The 17054-nt window shown below is 37.0% G+C and carries 24 protein-coding genes; 20 read left to right on the plus strand and 4 right to left on the minus strand.

What is annotated here, in order from left to right; translation table 11 throughout:
• The first annotated feature begins 14 nt into the window (after positions 1-14).
• The 5 genes from rpsG to O0931_RS19490 all read left to right on the plus strand — a co-directional run bounded on the left by rpsG (position 15) and on the right by O0931_RS19490 (position 5003).
• Positions 15-482, plus strand: coding sequence for a 30S ribosomal protein S7 (gene rpsG, locus O0931_RS19470; protein ID WP_269417163.1), 468 nt, complete (start codon positions 15-17; stop codon positions 480-482).
• Between the two features lie 108 nt (positions 483-590).
• Positions 591-2705, plus strand: coding sequence for an elongation factor G (fusA, locus tag O0931_RS19475; protein WP_269417164.1), 2115 nt, complete (start codon positions 591-593; stop codon positions 2703-2705).
• A 133-nt stretch (positions 2706-2838) separates the two neighbouring features.
• Positions 2839-3144: a 30S ribosomal protein S10 gene (gene rpsJ / locus O0931_RS19480; RefSeq protein ID WP_008244591.1), complete on the plus strand. Its 306-nt coding sequence runs from the start codon at positions 2839-2841 to the stop codon at positions 3142-3144.
• 134 nt (positions 3145-3278) lie between these two features.
• Positions 3279-4655 (plus strand): DUF418 domain-containing protein, encoded by a 1377-nt coding sequence (locus O0931_RS19485; RefSeq protein WP_269417165.1) that lies wholly within the window; start codon positions 3279-3281, stop codon positions 4653-4655.
• Positions 4656-4766: 111 nt separating this feature from the next.
• Positions 4767-5003 (plus strand): hypothetical protein, encoded by a 237-nt coding sequence (locus O0931_RS19490; RefSeq protein ID WP_269417166.1) that lies wholly within the window; start codon positions 4767-4769, stop codon positions 5001-5003.
• Positions 5004-5018: 15 nt separating this feature from the next.
• Here O0931_RS19490 and O0931_RS19495 read toward each other — a convergent pair whose 3' ends face one another.
• Positions 5019-5189: a hypothetical protein gene (locus O0931_RS19495; protein ID WP_269417167.1), complete on the minus strand. Its 171-nt coding sequence runs from the start codon at positions 5187-5189 to the stop codon at positions 5019-5021.
• 176 nt (positions 5190-5365) lie between these two features.
• Positions 5366-6025, minus strand: coding sequence for a response regulator transcription factor (locus O0931_RS19500; RefSeq protein WP_269417168.1), 660 nt, complete (start codon positions 6023-6025; stop codon positions 5366-5368).
• A 255-nt stretch (positions 6026-6280) separates the two neighbouring features.
• Between O0931_RS19500 and O0931_RS19505 the strand changes: the two genes are divergently transcribed.
• Positions 6281-6541 (plus strand): hypothetical protein, encoded by a 261-nt coding sequence (locus tag O0931_RS19505; protein ID WP_269417169.1) that lies wholly within the window; start codon positions 6281-6283, stop codon positions 6539-6541.
• 73 nt (positions 6542-6614) lie between these two features.
• Here the strand turns inward: O0931_RS19505 and O0931_RS19510 are convergent, their stop codons facing one another.
• Positions 6615-6983: a hypothetical protein gene (locus O0931_RS19510; RefSeq protein WP_269417170.1), complete on the minus strand. Its 369-nt coding sequence runs from the start codon at positions 6981-6983 to the stop codon at positions 6615-6617.
• A 112-nt stretch (positions 6984-7095) separates the two neighbouring features.
• On the opposite strand from O0931_RS19510, the gene O0931_RS19515 reads away from it, so the two are divergent.
• Positions 7096-8439, plus strand: a complete 1344-nt coding sequence (locus O0931_RS19515) for a deoxyguanosinetriphosphate triphosphohydrolase (RefSeq protein ID WP_269417171.1) — start codon at positions 7096-7098, stop codon at positions 8437-8439.
• A gap of 79 nt (positions 8440-8518) precedes the next feature.
• Here O0931_RS19515 and O0931_RS19520 read toward each other — a convergent pair whose 3' ends face one another.
• Positions 8519-9130: a hypothetical protein gene (locus tag O0931_RS19520; RefSeq protein WP_269417172.1), complete on the minus strand. Its 612-nt coding sequence runs from the start codon at positions 9128-9130 to the stop codon at positions 8519-8521.
• 84 nt (positions 9131-9214) lie between these two features.
• Here O0931_RS19520 and O0931_RS19525 point away from each other — a divergent pair, with 84 nt between their 5' ends.
• From O0931_RS19525 to rpsQ, 13 genes are all read left to right on the plus strand, one after another.
• Positions 9215-10471, plus strand: a complete 1257-nt coding sequence (locus O0931_RS19525; RefSeq protein WP_269417173.1) for a prephenate dehydrogenase — start codon at positions 9215-9217, stop codon at positions 10469-10471.
• A 195-nt stretch (positions 10472-10666) separates the two neighbouring features.
• Positions 10667-11500, plus strand: coding sequence for a sulfite exporter TauE/SafE family protein (locus O0931_RS19530; protein WP_269417174.1), 834 nt, complete (start codon positions 10667-10669; stop codon positions 11498-11500).
• Positions 11500-11895, plus strand: coding sequence for a DUF1634 domain-containing protein (locus O0931_RS19535; protein WP_269417175.1), 396 nt, complete (start codon positions 11500-11502; stop codon positions 11893-11895). The genes O0931_RS19530 and O0931_RS19535 overlap by 1 nt, the downstream gene beginning before the upstream one ends.
• Positions 11896-12155: 260 nt before the next feature.
• On the plus strand, positions 12156-12773 hold the full coding sequence (gene rplC / locus O0931_RS19540; protein WP_123206957.1) for a 50S ribosomal protein L3: 618 nt from the start codon (positions 12156-12158) through the stop codon (positions 12771-12773).
• Positions 12774-12777: 4 nt separating this feature from the next.
• Positions 12778-13407, plus strand: coding sequence for a 50S ribosomal protein L4 (rplD, locus tag O0931_RS19545; protein WP_056097516.1), 630 nt, complete (start codon positions 12778-12780; stop codon positions 13405-13407).
• 1 nt (position 13408) lies between these two features.
• Positions 13409-13699: a 50S ribosomal protein L23 gene (rplW, locus tag O0931_RS19550; protein WP_056097517.1), complete on the plus strand. Its 291-nt coding sequence runs from the start codon at positions 13409-13411 to the stop codon at positions 13697-13699.
• A 20-nt stretch (positions 13700-13719) separates the two neighbouring features.
• Positions 13720-14544 carry a 50S ribosomal protein L2 gene (rplB, locus tag O0931_RS19555; RefSeq protein ID WP_269417176.1) on the plus strand — a complete coding sequence of 275 codons (825 nt, stop codon included), beginning with the start codon at positions 13720-13722 and terminating at the stop codon, positions 14542-14544.
• Positions 14544-14810, plus strand: coding sequence for a 30S ribosomal protein S19 (gene rpsS / locus O0931_RS19560; protein ID WP_010599906.1), 267 nt, complete (start codon positions 14544-14546; stop codon positions 14808-14810). The genes rplB and rpsS overlap by 1 nt, the downstream gene beginning before the upstream one ends.
• A gap of 7 nt (positions 14811-14817) precedes the next feature.
• Positions 14818-15180: a 50S ribosomal protein L22 gene (gene rplV, locus O0931_RS19565; protein ID WP_029282697.1), complete on the plus strand. Its 363-nt coding sequence runs from the start codon at positions 14818-14820 to the stop codon at positions 15178-15180.
• A gap of 9 nt (positions 15181-15189) precedes the next feature.
• The gene (rpsC, locus tag O0931_RS19570) at positions 15190-16035 is read left to right on the plus strand and encodes a 30S ribosomal protein S3 (RefSeq protein ID WP_269417177.1); all 846 of its coding nucleotides are present in this window, start codon (positions 15190-15192) and stop codon (positions 16033-16035) included.
• Between the two features lie 40 nt (positions 16036-16075).
• Positions 16076-16498, plus strand: coding sequence for a 50S ribosomal protein L16 (rplP, locus tag O0931_RS19575; protein ID WP_010599903.1), 423 nt, complete (start codon positions 16076-16078; stop codon positions 16496-16498).
• A 74-nt stretch (positions 16499-16572) separates the two neighbouring features.
• The gene (gene rpmC / locus O0931_RS19580) at positions 16573-16785 is read left to right on the plus strand and encodes a 50S ribosomal protein L29 (RefSeq protein ID WP_056097521.1); all 213 of its coding nucleotides are present in this window, start codon (positions 16573-16575) and stop codon (positions 16783-16785) included.
• A 13-nt stretch (positions 16786-16798) separates the two neighbouring features.
• The gene (rpsQ, locus tag O0931_RS19585) at positions 16799-17053 is read left to right on the plus strand and encodes a 30S ribosomal protein S17 (RefSeq protein WP_010599901.1); all 255 of its coding nucleotides are present in this window, start codon (positions 16799-16801) and stop codon (positions 17051-17053) included.
• Position 17054: the final 1 nt, after the last annotated feature.

Below are 17054 nucleotides of genomic sequence, written 5' to 3' on the forward strand. Positions count from 1 at the left end.
GGAGGAAATAAGAAATGAGAAAGTCAAAACCAAAAAAGAGAATTATTCTTCCTGATCCAAAATTTAATGATGTTCAGGTAACTCGTTTTGTAAACAATATGATGTACGATGGGAAAAAATCTATCGCTTACTCTATTTTTTATGATGCTGTTGAATTAGCAGAAAAAAAAGCTGGTGAAAACGGTTTAGAGATATTCAAACGTGCTTTAACTAACATTATGCCAGCTGTAGAGGTTAAATCTCGCCGTGTTGGTGGTGCTAACTTCCAGGTTCCAACTGAGGTTAGACCAGAGCGTAAAACAGCTTTAGGTATGAAATGGTTAATTTTATATGCTCGTAAACGTGGTGAAAAAACCATGAAAGAGAAATTAGCTGGTGAAATTGTAGCTGCTGCTAAAGGTGAAGGTGCTGCTGTTAAAAAGAAAGAAGATACGCATAAAATGGCTGAAGCTAACAAAGCGTTCTCTCACTTTAGATTCTAATCACAGATTTAAATAGATTATTAAAAGATTACACAGATAAAGGAATTTTCATTGATGTTATTATAATCATTGAAATCTTTTAAATCTGTGTAATCATATTTTAAAACAATGGCAAGAGATTTAAAATTTACAAGAAATATCGGAATCGCAGCTCACATTGATGCAGGTAAAACGACAACAACTGAGCGTATCCTTTATTATGCTGGTGTTAGTCACAAAATTGGTGAAGTGCACGAAGGTGCTGCAACAATGGACTGGATGGCACAAGAGCAAGAGCGTGGTATCACCATTACTTCTGCGGCTACAACTGTTGGTTGGAAATACAGAGGGCAGAACTATCACATTAACATTATCGATACACCCGGACACGTGGATTTTACCGTAGAGGTAAACCGTTCGTTACGTGTATTAGATGGTTTAGTGTTTTTATTCTCTGCTGTTGATGGTGTTGAGCCTCAGTCAGAAACTAACTGGCGTTTAGCTAACAACTATAATGTTGCACGTATCGGTTTCGTTAACAAAATGGACCGTTCCGGAGCTGACTTCTTAAAAGTTGTTAAACAGGTTAAAGACATGTTAGGTAGTAATGCAGTTCCATTGCAATTGCCTATCGGTGCTGAAGATAACTTTACAGGTGTGGTTGATTTGATCAACAACCGTGGTATCGTATGGAATGAGCATGATAAAGGTATGACCTTTACTGAAGTGCCGATTCCTGCTGATATGTTAGATGAGGTAGCGGAGTGGAGAGAGAAATTATTAGAATCTGTAGCTGATTACGATGAGTCTTTGATGGAGAAATTCTTCGAAGATCCAAACTCAATCACGGAGCGTGAAATCTTAGATGCTTTACGTGCAGCTGTATTAGATGCTAAAATCGTTCCCATGGTTTGTGGTTCATCTTTCAAAAACAAAGGTGTACAAACGATGCTTGATTACGTGATGGAATTATTGCCTTCGCCTTTAGATTCTGAAGGTGTTGTTGGTACTAACCCTAACACGGATGCTGAAGTTTTATTGAAACCATCAGAAAGCGAGCCGTTTGCAGCTTTAGCGTTTAAAATTGCAACCGACCCGTTCGTAGGTCGTTTGTGTTTCATCCGTGTTTATTCAGGTAATCTAGAAGCTGGTTCATACGTTTACAATACCCGTTCAAACAACAAAGAACGCATTTCCCGTATCTTCCAAATGCACGCAAACAAGCAAAACCCAATCCCTAACGTAGGTGCTGGTGATATTGCTGCGGTAGTTGGATTTAAAGATATCAAAACTGGTGATACGCTTTGCGATGAGAAACACCCTATCGTTCTTGAGTCAATGGTATTCCCTGAGCCGGTTATCGGTTTAGCTATTGAGCCAAAAACTCAGGCTGATGTTGATAAATTAGGTATGGGCTTATCTAAATTAGCGGAAGAAGATCCTACATTCAGAGTTCAAACAGATCAGGAAACTGGTCAGACTGTAATTTCTGGTATGGGTGAGCTTCACTTAGATATCTTGATTGACCGTTTAAAACGTGAGTTTAAAGTAGAAGTTAACCAAGGCGCGCCACAAGTAGCTTACAAAGAGGCAATCTTCGGTTCTACTCAACATCGCGAAACATATAAAAAACAATCGGGTGGTCGTGGTAAATTCGCAGATATCCAGGTTATCATTTCTCCAATTGATGCTGATTTCGAAAAAGGTGGTTTACAATTCGTAAACGAAATTACAGGTGGTTCAATTCCACGTGAGTTTATCCCTTCAGTAGAAAAAGGTTTTGCTTCGGCGATGGTTAATGGTGTATTAGCAGGTTATCCGCTTCCTGATATGAAAGTACGTTTGATTGATGGTTCATTCCACGCAGTCGATTCAGATGCTTTATCATTCGAGCTTGCTGCCCGTATGGCATATCGTGAGGCTTTACCTAAATGTAAACCTACTTTGATGGAGCCAATCATGAAAATCGAAATCTTAACCCCTGAAGAAAACATGGGTGATGTTATCGGTGATATGAACCGTCGTCGTGGTCAGTTACAAGGTATGGATACCCGTAATGGATCTCAGGTTATCAAAGCATTGGTTCCACTTTCAGAAATGTTTGGTTATGTAACCCAGTTACGTACCATCACTTCAGGTCGTGCAACTTCTACTATGGAATTTGACCACTACGAACCAGCGCCTAAAAACGTTCAGGATGAAGTAATTGCTAAATCTAAAGGCAGAGTTAAGTCTGAAGATTAGTATTAAGATAAAAGTATCAAGTATCAAGACCTGCATTGAGTCTTGATACTCGATACTAAATACTTGCTACTTAAAAGATAAATCCGGTCTTTGTTATTAATAGCTCTAACAAGGATCATAATTAAAACAGAAAATGAGCCAAAGAATCAGAATTAAATTAAAATCTTACGATTACAATTTAGTAGATAAATCTGCTGAGAAAATCGTTAAAACTGTTAAACCTACGGGTGCAGTTGTAAGTGGACCAATTCCACTTCCTACAGAGAAAAAAATCTTTACTGTTTTACGTTCTCCACACGTAAACAAAAAAGCCAGAGAGCAGTTCCAATTGTGCGCTTACAAACGCTTATTAGATATTTATAGCTCTAACTCTAAAACAGTTGATGCTTTAATGAAACTTGAATTACCTAGCGGTGTTGAAGTTGAAATCAAAGTGTGATAGATTTTAAAGCGAATTTAAAGGGTTCCGATGCAAATCGGAACCCTTTTTTGTTTTGCCGGAAAACCCTGATTCAATCTTATTGCTTGATATTCAGTATTATAGTATATTTGGTTTAACCAAACCAGCGCTATATGTCTGAATTACAAACTACGGATGCATTAACTGCTGCATCTCCACTCGGGAAAAATGATCGAATTCTATTTCTCGATGCGGTTAGAGGAATTGCCGTACTCGGTATATTACTCATGAATAGTATGGCCATGGGCCAATCTCATATTTTTTATGCTTTTTTAAATCCTAACCAACCGATGACGGGTTTAAATTATTATGCATGGGTTTTGGAGATGGGCTTTTTTGAAGGAACCATGCGGGGACTGTTTTCTATTTTATTCGGTGCAGGAACTGTTTTATTGATTAATCGTTTAGAAAAAAATCGCGGAAATACCGACGCGGCTGATATTTACTATCGTCGCATACTTTGGTTATTGGTTTTCGGACTAATTAATGCATATATATTTTTCTGGCCGGGTGATATTTTATATTCCTATGCACTTTGTGGCCTGGTTTTGTTTCCGTTTAGAAAGCTATCGCCACAAATATTATGGGTAGGTGTTTTTATTTTGCTGGTGATTGGAACATATAGAGAAAATTCTTCATTATATAATCGAAAAGAAATTATAGTCAAAGGAAAACAGGTTGAATTGCTTAAGAAACAAAATAAGAAGTTAACCGAAACGCAACAGGGAGACTTAGAAAAGTGGGTGAAATTCAGGGAGAAAAATGACGTTAATGGCATGATAAAAGATGCAAAAGAAGAAGATGATAAGATTCAAAAGTCAAGCTATCCCAAACTTTTTGCTTTCTACAGAGATGTAAACATGGAATTGCAAAGCATTGGTTTTTATAACGGTTGGTGGGATATCTTAATGTTTTTCTTTGCAGGTATGGCGCTGATAAAATCTGGTTTTATAACAGGTGAAAAATCAAATTGGATTTATATTATTGGTGCTGTTTTGGGTATCGGAATAAGTGTAGCGTTCAATTTTATGGGTATTAAAGAAATGTATGCCGCTAAGTTTGACGTGATTAAATTAACCGAATCAGCACCTGCAGAATTGTATCAAATAAGGCGTTTGCTTCAAACATTAGGCTATTTATGTTTACTAATACTTTTATATAAAATAATCCCTTTTAGAAAGTGTTTAAATATTTTTGTTCCCGTTGGCCAAATGGCTTTTTCAAATTATTTAATGCAATCCATTATTGGCGGAATATTCTTTTTAGCTTTTGGCTGGCATGGCAAATTGCAACGATATGAAATTTATGAATTCGTTCTTGCAATATGGCTGTTTCAAATCACCTTCAGTACAATCTGGCTAAGGTATTTTTTGTTTGGTCCTTTCGAATGGCTTTGGAGAAGTTTAACTTATTTAAAATCACAACCGATAAAAAGACAAAAAGTAGACGATACAATAGGCGTTCAGCCTAAAATTGTTGTAAGTACTTGATTTAACTATACTAAAATAAGATGGGTTCTAACCTGATACTTATTGTTGGCTTTCAGTTTATATCCAAAACAAATCTCTGTACTGATAGTTTAATATCATATAGGATTAGTTATGGAAAGATATAAGAATAAGCAAGCTGTAAAAGGACAGGATTTTGCTAAACCTGAAGAAGAAAATAAAAAAACACCATCGCATGGCGAGGTTGCAAATCAAACGGGCGGTGATTTTTCAGATTTAGAAGAAAGCAGAATGGATAATCCACCGGAGAAAAGAGATGCTAATGGGTCGGATAAGTCTGACACAGACGCTTACACAGGTAACGTAAATCAGGAAAAAGGCATTAGATAGCCGTGATAAATTCTTTTACTTTAGCAGTAAGTCAAAAGGCTTTGGCATAAAGTGAAAATTTTTAAGTTTATCGCTTAAAACGGGATTATCCAGCACGGATGGTACTACTACAGGAATATGTGCTGTTTTAGGATTCTCTTTAAGAAAAAAACAAATGTCTTCACCAGTTAAATCTTCATGAAGCATATCGTCAGTAATTACTAAATCCGGTTTATAGTTAATGAGCAACCTGTTAAAATCAATTGGGTTATTTGCAATTTCTATTAAGTAATCTTCTTTAAAGATAATATTAAAAGCACATCAAGTGTGCTTCTATGCTCATCGATAACAAGAATTTTCTTTTGCATTTGCGGACAATTTCCTTAGTCTATAATCCGATTACGAACCACAAAACTTATTAATGCCGCTGTGTTTTTCGTTCCGGTTTTCTCCAGCAAATTTTGCCTGTTTCCCTCAATGGTTCGTTTACTGGTAAAAAGCTTGTCAGCAATTTCACTATTGGTAAAACCCTGGGCAATTAGACTTAAAATTTCAACCTCTCTTTTTGAAATTTCTACATCGGTCTTTAGTTGGGTTGAGGCTCCGGTATATCTGCCGTTAATTTGCGAAAGAAGTTTTAACGTTACGCTTGTACAAACATATTTATAGCCACTGGTAATTTGCTTGATGGCAAAAATGATTTCGGGAATATTTACGTTTTTAAGCAGGTAACCCTGGGCGCCTGAATCCAGTGCTTGAATTACATGTTTTTCATCTTCAAGCATTGTTAAAACAAGTGTTTTAATTTTTGGATAATTTGAAGACACCGTTGCTATTAATTCCATGCCGTTCATGTCAGGCATGTTAATGTCTGTCAGAATTACATCTGGTTCGGTTCCTTTTTTTAAATACTCCAGAACTTCCTGCCCGTTTTTGGCATCGGCAATAATTTCAATATCCTGTTCCTTTTCGAGGAGTGCAACTATTCCATTTCTAACAATGGTATGATCTTCAGCAATTAATACTTTTATTGGATTTTTCAATTTCAGTTTGGAAAAACTAATTAGTTAGATTTCAAATATCGAAATATTTTAAAACCTTAATGTGCGTGTTTGTACTTCAAATTATGAGTATTAATACTGATATTACTTTGTTTCTGCACTACTATTTAACGAAGATGTTATCAATTTGTTTGAATTATAGCTTATATAGAAGTTAGAGGGCAAAACGTGTTTAAAAAATTAAACCTTTTAAATAACAAATTGTTAATAGTGTATCTAACTATTCAAGAATATAATATGAACACTAATCCAGATACGCAGCATCCTGAAAATTCAGGCAATTTAAAAGCAGGTGAAAATGATGATAATTGGGATAACGATACTTATGGACATATCACAGATCCTGATGCAATTAAAAAGAAAAATGAACCACAGCACGAGGGTAACGAAAATATTGATGCTTCTGAAAAGCTAAAAAATGAAAATATTATAGCTGATGATGATGTTGCAGCCAGAAATAAAAATGAAGATAAAGGTGTTGGCGGGCAAATGCAATAATATTAAATCAGCTTAACATTTTCGATAATTATATACGCTTACTTAAATAAGTATTTACAATAATTATAGATATTTAAATCCCGGTATTTAAAACATCATCTTCATCACGCTGTTTCATTTCTTTTGACGTATCTGTTTGAAAATCTTTAGATGAACTTCCTGTACGACTTTCAGCACGCTCTATGGTAGGGTTTTTGTCGACTGCATTATACGTATCATCGCTAAGAGAATCTTTTCCCTGTGTTCCCGAATTGTCTAAACCATCCCTTGCAGTTGAATCGCCTTTAATCATCAAATCAGGCTCTTTGCCGAAGCTATTTACCTTATTCCCCTCGTTTCCCTTTTCATATGCTTTTTGAACATCTGATTTATCGACAATTTCTTTGTCAGATCCGATATAACCTTCAATATGCTCTTCTTTATTATATGCGTTTGTTTTCATAGTATAAATAGAACACATCAATACAAAAATGGTTTTTTGCTTTTATTTTAAATAGTTCGCTGCCATTTTTGTGTTTTGCTTAACTTCGCAACCAATTTAAAAACTGAATTTAATGGATTGGAAAAAATTAATTTCGAATAAACGTTTTGGTCAGGAACAATATGGTGCAAATTCAGATAAGGCACGTTCAGATTTCCAACGGGATTATGACAGGTTAATTTTTTCATCACCATTTAGAAGATTGCAAAACAAAACGCAGGTTTTTCCTTTACCCGGAAGTATTTTTGTACACAACAGATTAACACACAGTTTAGAAGTCGCCAGTGTTGCCCGCTCTATGGCAAACATTTTTTTAAACACCATTGAAGAGAAAAACCCACAATTAATAAAAGAAGTTCCGTTAATAAGTGAAGTTGGAAATATAGTTGCAGCGGCTGCTCTTGCGCATGATTTGGGAAACCCTGCATTCGGCCATTCTGGTGAAGCTGCTATTTCAAGGTATTTTACTGATGGAGATGGTAAAGTGTATAAGAAGGATATGAATGATGCACAGTGGCATGATTTGATAAACTTTGAGGGAAATGCGAATGCCATAAGAATTTTGACACATCCTTTAAAAGGTAAAGGAAACGATGCATACGCATTAACTTATTCAACCTTAGCTTCCATTGCTAAATACCCGTGTGCTTCAATCGCAGGGAAACAAAAAGGTATACTTCATAGAAAAAAATATGGTTTCTTTCAGTCAGAAGAAGAAAGCTTCAAGAGAATTGCATCGGAGTTGGGTTTAGAGAAAGAAGATAATGAATACCTGATTTATAAAAGGCATCCGTTAGTTTATCTGGTAGAAGCTGCTGATGATATTTGTTATAGTATAATTGATTTGGAAGATGCACACCGGTTAAAAATTCTATCTTATGAAGAAGTTAAAGGCTATTTGCTGCCTTTTGCCAATTCGAAAACGATTGAAGACAGGCTAAAAAACGATTATGAAGATGATGATGCAAAAATTGGCTTGTTAAGGGCTAAGGCAATAAATACATTGACAGTAGTTTGTGCCGGGATTTTTTACAACACACAGGAAGCCTTGCTAAAAGGCGAGTTAAATAAAAGTTTAACAGAGTTAATTCCTGAACCTTACTTTTCTGCCTGGAAAGCTGTTGAAAGGGTATCGGTAGAAAGAATCTATAATTTTTCCTCAGTAATTCAAAAGGAAGTTGCAGGGTATAAAATTATGGCAGGTTTACTTGAAGAATTTGTACCTGCTTTAATTCATAACAATACACATTACTATAAAAAGCTGGTTAAATTAATCCCAAAACAATATCATACAGATTTAACCGATATTTATTCCAGAACACAAAGCGTATTAGATTTTGTTTCGGGGATGACAGATTTATATGCTGTTGATTTATACAGAAATATAAAAGGAATATCCTTCCCCTCCGAAACCTGAGTTTACGGCATCGGAAGTGAAGATGCTCATCGTTAAAACTAAAGGCTATTTTACATAAAAAATTGCCTTTAGTTTTCAATTAGCGCCTGCCGGCATCATCCCATTTATTTCTTTCATCCTGAAGTTCTCTGGCAAGTTTCATTTCTTTATCTTTTGCTTTTACTTTATGCGCCTGAAACTCATCCGCAACTTCCTGGTAAAGTTGCGTTCGGTAGGTAGCTTCTTTTCTGAATTTACCGGTTTGCAAAATTACAATTGCTAAAACCACAGCAAGAATAATAATGATTGCCCAAACAATTGTATTATAGGTTCCCTTGTTAAATGAAATACCAAGAAAATTAATTTCATTTACAGATGCAGTAGCGCTTGCCAAAGAACTTTCTTTTCCGGTTACTTCACCTTTTAAACTGGCAATATTATCTGCCTGAGATTTAATTTGCTCCTTTGCCTCCTGTAATTGCTTACGTTCTTTACGCAGGGTATCGTTTACACTTTTCCAAACCGCAGAAAGTCTGGAAGGATTGATTAAACGAGCGCCGTACAAGCTTTTCGATTTTTTTAACATGAATTGATACTGCCCGTTTAAAGAAGGGTCGGTATTTTTCGAAGTGTCTTGCTGTGCATGAGCAAATGCGACGTTTAAAAATATTAACGCCCCTAAACAATAAAGGATGTGCTTAAATTTCTGCATAGTTTAAATGTAAATGTTAAAATGTAAAACTACATTTTTATACAATTTATTATAAATTAATTTCTGATAGATTACATTTGTTTCATGCAAATAGGAATTATTGGTTTGGGTGATATGGGGAAATTGTATGCCCTGTCATTTGCAAATGCAGGTTATAAGGTATGCGGAGCAGATATGCCTTTACGTTTTGATGATTTAAAAAAAGAACTCGAACCTCAGGGTATTGAAGTTTTAAATGATGGTCATGAAGTTTCCCGTAAGTCAGATTTCATTATTTATTGTGTTGAAGCCGAAAAGATTGATGATGTGGTTTCTGCTTTTGCATTGTCAACTAAGTATGGTGCCATCGTTTCCGGACAAACATCCGTAAAACATCCTGAAATTGCGGCTTTCGAAAAATACCTTCCCAAAGAAACACAAATCGTAACCTGTCATTCTTTGCACGGACCGGCTTTCAGCCCCGAAGGACAAACTTTAGTTGTGGTAAGGCACCGTGCCAGTGATGAGGTTTATCAACAGGCATTAGAAATTTATAAGTCACTCAAATCAAATATTATCGAATTGGATGACTATAAAGAACACGATAGAATTGTTGCGGATACACAAGCCGTAACGCATATGGGGTTTGAAAGCATGGGTTCTGCCTGGAAAAATGCCGGTTTTTTTCCCTGGGATAATCCGGCTTATGCCGGTGGAATCGATAATGTAAAAATTTTAACTACCCTTCGGATTTTTAGCTACAAATCGCACATTTATGCTGGTTTGGCTATTCTAAATCCATATGCTCAAAAACAGGTTAAATATTATGCACAGGCAGAATCTGAATTATACAAGCTTATGATTTGTGAAAACGAAACTGAATTCCGGGCTAAAATTTACGCAGCCCGCGATTTTGTATTTCATGAAAGCAGAAAGTTATTGTTATTGGATGATAACATAATGAAAGAATTTAGTTTATCAGATGCCACACATAAACAAAAACCAAATTCGCATTTAAGTTTACTGAGCATGGTTTATGCCTGGTACAAAATGGGTGTAAATCCTTATGATAATTTAATCTGCCAAACGCCTCCGTTTAAGTTACGTTTGGGTATTGCCGAATATCTTTTTAAAAATGAAGCCATGCTTGAAGAGTCTATTCAAACGGCTTTATATGATAAATCAATCCGTGGAGATGATTTGGAATTTCATACCGCAGTGCATGAATGGGCATCCATCATAGGCTACGGAGATTTAAAAGGATATAAGGAACATTTCGAGGCCGCCAAGTCATTTTTCGCCAATCGTTTGAATGACGGACGAGATTTAAGTGCGGAGATGATTAAGAGATTAGGTAAGTAGGGGAATATGATAGATGTATAATGGAAAATGGATGATGGAATCAACACGTTTTCCATTTCCCAGATACAAGTAAGCTCTTTCACTAGTAAATTTAACTGTCCATCATCCATCTTACATCTCCCATATACCATATAGACTTTATTTTATTCCCTAAATCTGTCGTTTAGCCAAAAACTGTCACTTATATTTGCCCGCATGTCGGTATTATTGTTTACCATTATTGTTTTATTGGGTGCTTTTTTCGCCGGTTTACTAGGCTCCTTAACAGGTTTGGGCGGCGGTGTAATTATCATTCCGTTATTAACGCTTGCCTTAGGTGTTGATATTCACTATGCAATCGGTGCGTCGATCATTTCTGTAATTGCAACTTCATCCGGATCGGCGGCAGCGTATGTAAAAGAAGGGATTACGAATATCCGAATTGGCATGTTTCTCGAGATCGCAACCACAATAGGAGCGGTTTGCGGGGCAATCGTTGCCGTTTATCTTAATGCCAACTACATCGCTATTATTTTTGGCTGCATCCTTATTTTTTCGGCCATCATGACTTTGAAGAAAAAGGTCGACCATTCTACTTTGGATGACTCTGATAAATGGGCAAACTTTTTTAAGTTGAACGGTTCCTATCCTGATAAGGCTGTGGAGCACAAATATGCGGTTAAACATGTTCCCGGCGGTTTCTTAATGATGCTTTTTGCAGGCACACTTTCGGGTTTGCTAGGCATAGGCAGCGGTGCCTTAAAAGTAATTGCAATGGACAACATCATGCGCCTGCCCTTTAAGGTTTCTACAACAACGAGTAACTTTATGATGGGCGTTACAGCAGCGGCCAGTGCAGTTGTTTATTTACACAGAGGGCAAATAGACCCGGGAATTGCGATGCCGGTATGCATTGGTGTTCTGACAGGGGCATCCTTAGGCTCAAAAGTTTTATTAAAAACCAAAACCGATAAGCTTAAAATTGTATTTGCTGTTGTAGTAACGTTTTTGGCTTTGCAAATGATTTATAAAGGTATAAGCGGATTATAATGAGTACTGGTAAAAAGGAAAATTTAAATGATAAAGATATCCAAGTAATTCTTGGAACGCTTCTGCGTGCAGGTGTAATTATCTCTATGAGTATCGTTTTAATCGGCGGTATAATATTTCTTATTCATAACAAAGGTGCCATTACCGACTATAAGGTTTTTAAGCCTGAACTTTCCAAATTTTCATCAATTGCCGCAATTTTTAAAGGTGTTTTAACTTTCCAGGGCGATGCAATTGTACAGTTTGGCATCTTAATGTTAATCTTTACGCCCATAGCCCGTATCGTTTTCGCTATTTTTAGCTTTTTAATTGAAGGTGATTACCTGTATGTTCTTATTGGATTTATCATATTAACCATCATAACCATCAGTTTAAATGGTGGTTTGGCGAATTAGTTTATCTTTTTTAGCTAACTCCCCATCTATCAGCAAATTATTTGAAAACCATCATAATTTTGCCTTAAATGTACATCTAAGATAAATAAATTATGATCGCTTCAACGCCCATAAAGAAAAATCAAAAATAGTTGAAAAATATTTAGCTAACTATTTGAAAATTAATAATTCTTGCCTATCTTTGCCGTCCCTTTCGGGGGATGAACAACCACCTTGAACGAAGCCCTACTGCTTCGATGGGTGTTAAATTAAAAGATAAAATGTCAGGAATTATTGGAAAAAAAGTAGGAATGACCAGTATCTTCGATGCAGATGGAAAAAACATTCCATGTACTGTAATCGAGGCTGGGCCTTGTGTAGTTACACAAGTGAAGACCGAAGAAGTAGACGGGTATTCATCAATCCAATTGGGTTACGATGAGAAAAAAGAGAAAAACACAACTCAACCGTTAAAAGGCCATTTCGCGAAAGCAAACACAACTCCAAAACGCAAGCTGGTAGAATTCGATTCGTTTACAACAGCACTTAATTTAGGTGATGTAGTAACAGTTGATTCTTTCGCAGAAGGCGATTTTGTTGATGTTGTAGGTACCTCAAAAGGTAAAGGTTTTCAAGGTGTTGTAAAACGCCACGGATTTGCCGGTGTAGGTATGCAGACTCACGGTCAGCATAACCGTTTACGTGCCCCGGGTTCATTGGGAGCATCGTCATTCCCTTCACGTGTATTCAAAGGAATGCGCATGGCTGGAAGAACAGGTGGAGACAGGGTAAAAGTTCAAAACTTACAGGTTTTGAAAGTTTATGCTGAGCAAAACTTATTAGTAGTTAGTGGTTCCATTCCAGGAGCTAAAGGTTCTTACGTAATCTTAGACAAGTAATCAGATGGAAGTTAAAGTATTAAACATTTCAGGTAAAGAAACAGGTGCCAAGGTGCAGCTTCCTGAATCGGTATTCGGTATCGAGCCTAACGACCACGCGATTTATTTAGATGTTAAACAGTATTTGGCTAATCAACGTCAGGGTACGCACAAATCTAAACAACGTAACGAGATTGCTGGTTCAACCCGTAAACTATACAAACAAAAAGGTACAGGTGGTGCCCGTGCTGGTAGCATTAAATCTCCGTTATTTAACGGTGGTGGTCGTGTTTTCGGTCCTCAGCCACGTGATTACAGTTTTAAATTGAATAAGAAATTAAAATCATTAGCACGTAAATCTGCTTTAGCTTATAAAGCAAAAGATAACAACGTGGTAATTTTAGAAGATTTCAGCTTCGATACAATTAAAACTAAAAACTACACAAGTTTATTAGCTGCGTTAAACGTAGGTACACAAAAAACTTTGTTGGTTTTACCTTCACAAAATAATAATATCTATTTATCAAGCAGAAACGTTGAGAAAACTAAAGTAATCACTGCGGCAGATTTAAATACTTATGATGTATTAAACGCTGGTGTACTTGTGTTAACTGCAGATTCTGTTAAAACTTTGGAGGAGGCATTTGCCAAGTAATATGGAAATTTTAAAAAAACCAATATTAACCGAAAAAGCTTCAGCTTTAACTGAAAAATTAAACGTTTTCACGTTTAGCGTAAACCATAAAGCAAACAAATTGCAAATCAAATCTGCAATCGAAAAACTTTATGGTGTTACCATCACTTCAATCAACACGATGGTTGTAGACGGTAAAGCTAAATCTCGTTACACAAAAGCAGGTTTTGTTTCAGGCCGTAGTCCGAAATACAAAAAAGCTATCGTAACGTTAAAAGATGGTGAAACAATAGATTATTACGCAAATCTTTAATTTAATTATTAATTATAACTATGGGCTTAAGAAAATTTAAACCAGTTACTCCGGGAACCCGCTTTAGAGTTGGTGCCAGCTTTACGGAGATTACAGCAACCAAGCCCGAAAAATCATTGGTTGTATCATCAAACAAGTCTGGTGGACGTAACAACACAGGAAAAATGACTATGCGCTACATGGGTGGTGGTCATAAAAAATCATATCGTTTAATCGACTTCAAACGCGATAAATTTGATATTCCTGCTACAGTGGCTACTGTGGAATACGATCCAAACCGTACTGCCCGCATTGCATTATTACATTATGCAGATGGCGAGAAGCGTTACATTATTGCTCCTGAAGGATTGCAAGTTGGTTCGGTATTATTATCGGGCGATACTGCAGCTCCGGAAGTAGGTAACACTTTAAAATTATCGAACATTCCATTAGGTTCTATCATCCACAACGTGGAGATTCACCCTGGAAAAGGCGCACAATTAGCCCGTAGTGCAGGTGCTTACGCACAATTAGCTGCCCGCGATGGTAAATATGCGACTTTAAAAATGCCTTCTGGCGAAACCCGTTTAATCCTGACTACTTGTCTTGCTACTATTGGTGCTGTATCTAATTCAGATCACGCAAACGAAGTATTAGGTAAAGCTGGTCGTAAACGTTGGTTGGGCCGTCGTCCGAGAACCAGACCGGTAGCGATGAACCCTGTCGATCACCCAATGGGTGGTGGTGAAGGTAGATCATCAGGTGGTCACCCTCGTTCAAGAAATGGTGTTTTAGCTAAAGGCTACAAAACCAGAGAACTTAAAAAATATTCTAATCGTTACATCATAGAGAGAAGGAAGAAATAATGGCTCGTTCGATAAAAAAAGGACCTTATATTGACCATAACGTAGAGAAAAAAGTAAACTCTATGAATGATTCAGGCAAAAAGTCTGTAATCAAAACTTGGTCTCGTAGATCAATGATTTCACCAGATTTCGTTAATCATACATTTGCAGTACACAACGGTAATAAATTTATTCCTGTGTACGTTACAGAAAACATGGTTGGTCACAAGTTGGGAGAATTTGCTCCAACCAGAACATTCAGAGGACACGCTGAAAAGAAAAAATAATTAGACAATGGAAGCAATAGCAAAATTAAACAATTGTCCAACCTCACCGCGTAAGATGCGTTTGGTTGTAGATCTTATCAGAGGTGAACGTGTAGAAAAAGCATTAAGCATTTTAAAGTTTACCAATAAAGAAGCAGCAATAAGAGTTGAGAAATTATTATTATCTGCTATCAAAAACTGGGAATCTAAAAATGAAGGTGCTCGCCCTGAAGAAAACCAACTGTTTGTAAAAACAATTATGGTAGATGGCGGCCGTCAGCTTAAACGCTTACGTCCGGCTCCTCAAGGCCGTGGATATAGAATTCGTAAACGTTCTAACCACGTAACGCTGATTGTAGATAGTAAAAGTACAGAAACAACTCAAAACTAATTTTAGGAAATGGGACAAAAAGCAAATCCAATAGGTAACAGGTTAGGTATCATCAAAGGATGGGATTCTAACTGGTTCGGTGGCAACAACTACTCCGATAAATTAGTTGAAGATGAGAAAATAAGAAAATACCTTTCTGCCCGTATTGCTAAAGGTGGTGTTGCAAAAGTAGTTATTGAGCGTACGTTAAAACGTATCACTGTAACTATCCACACAGCTCGCCCGGGTATCGTAATCGGTAAAGCAGGTGCTGAGGTTGATAAAATTAAAGAAGAGTTAAAGAAATTAACTAAAAAGGAAATTCAAATTAACATCTTCGAAATTAAACGCCCTGAGCTTGATGCACAATTAGTTGCAGAAGGTGTTGCAAAACAATTAGAAGCAAGGATCTCATTCCGTAGAGCAATGAAATCTTCTATCGCATCAACAATGCGTATGGGTGCTGAAGGTATTAAAATCATGACTTCTGGTCGTTTAGGTGGTGCTGAGATGGCACGTACTGAGCAATATAAAGAAGGAAGAGTGCCTTTGCATACATTCCGTGCTGATATTGATTACGCTTTAGCAGAAGCTTTAACCACTTACGGTAAAATAGGTGTTAAAGTTTGGATCTGTAAAGGTGAGGTTTATGGAAAACGTGATTTGTCTCCAAACATTGGTGCAACAAACAACGGTCCAAAAGGCCAGTCAGATAAACCAGCTTTCGGTGGAAGAGATAACCGTGGCGGAAACGACAGACGTGGTGGTAACGACAGACGTGGTGGAAACCAAGGTGGTGGTCGTGGCCCAGGTCAAGGCGGTCCGGGTGCAAACAGAGGTGGTGGCGCAGGCGCTAACAGAGGTCCTCGTAAATAATTGATTTATTAACATCGTTTAACGATTAGAACAAAATAAAATGTTACAGCCAAAAAGAACGAAGTTCAGGAAGATGCAAAAAGGCAGAATGAAGGGTTTAGCTTCACGTGGAGCTGAATTAGCATTCGGATCTTTCGGTATCAAATCTTTAGAAGCAACTTGGATCACAAGTCGCCAGATAGAGGCTGCCCGTATTGCCGTAACTCGTTTCATGAAACGTGAAGGCCAGGTATGGATCAGGATTTTCCCGGATAAACCGGTAACTAAAAAACCTGCTGAAGTACGTATGGGTAAAGGTAAGGGTGCTCCTGAGTACTGGGTTGCAGTAGTAAGACCAGGACGTGTAATTTTCGAAGCTGAAGGTGTGCCTTTAGAAGTTGCTAAAGAAGCATTACGCTTAGCTGCTCAGAAATTACCAATCCAAACAAAATTTGTAGTACGTAGAGATTACGTAGAAGCATAGTAAAGTTGTTGAGATGAATGTTGTAAATACTTGTTTATTATAACCGCTACACTCAACCGTAAAGAAAAATAAAAATGAAAAATTCAGAAATCACAGGGCTTTCAAAAGAAGAATTAGTAGCTAAGATTGCGGAAGAAAAAGAGAACTTGTCAAAATTAAAGTTCGCTCACACTATTTCAGCTATCGAAAATCCTTCACGCATTGCAAAAGTAAGGAAAGACATAGCCCGTTTAAACACTGAACTGACTAAAGTGAAAAACGCTGAGTCAGCTACTGAAACTAATTAATTTGAGAGTCGAAATGGAAAGACAATTAAGAAAAACAAGAACCGGGTTGGTGGTAAGCAACAAGATGGATAAATCTGTTGTAGTGAGCGTGGAACGTAAAGTAAAACACCCGATTTATGGTAAGTTCGTAAAGAAAACTACCAAATTTATGGCTCACGACGAGAAAAACGAATGTGGTATCGGTGATACTGTATTGATTATGGAAACTCGTCCTTTGAGTAAAAACAAGAACTGGAGATTGGTACAAATTTTAGAAAGAGCTAAATAAG

It is taken from the genome of Pedobacter rhodius (genome assembly GCF_027213645.1).
Lineage (GTDB): Bacteria > Bacteroidota > Bacteroidia > Sphingobacteriales > Sphingobacteriaceae > Pedobacter > Pedobacter rhodius.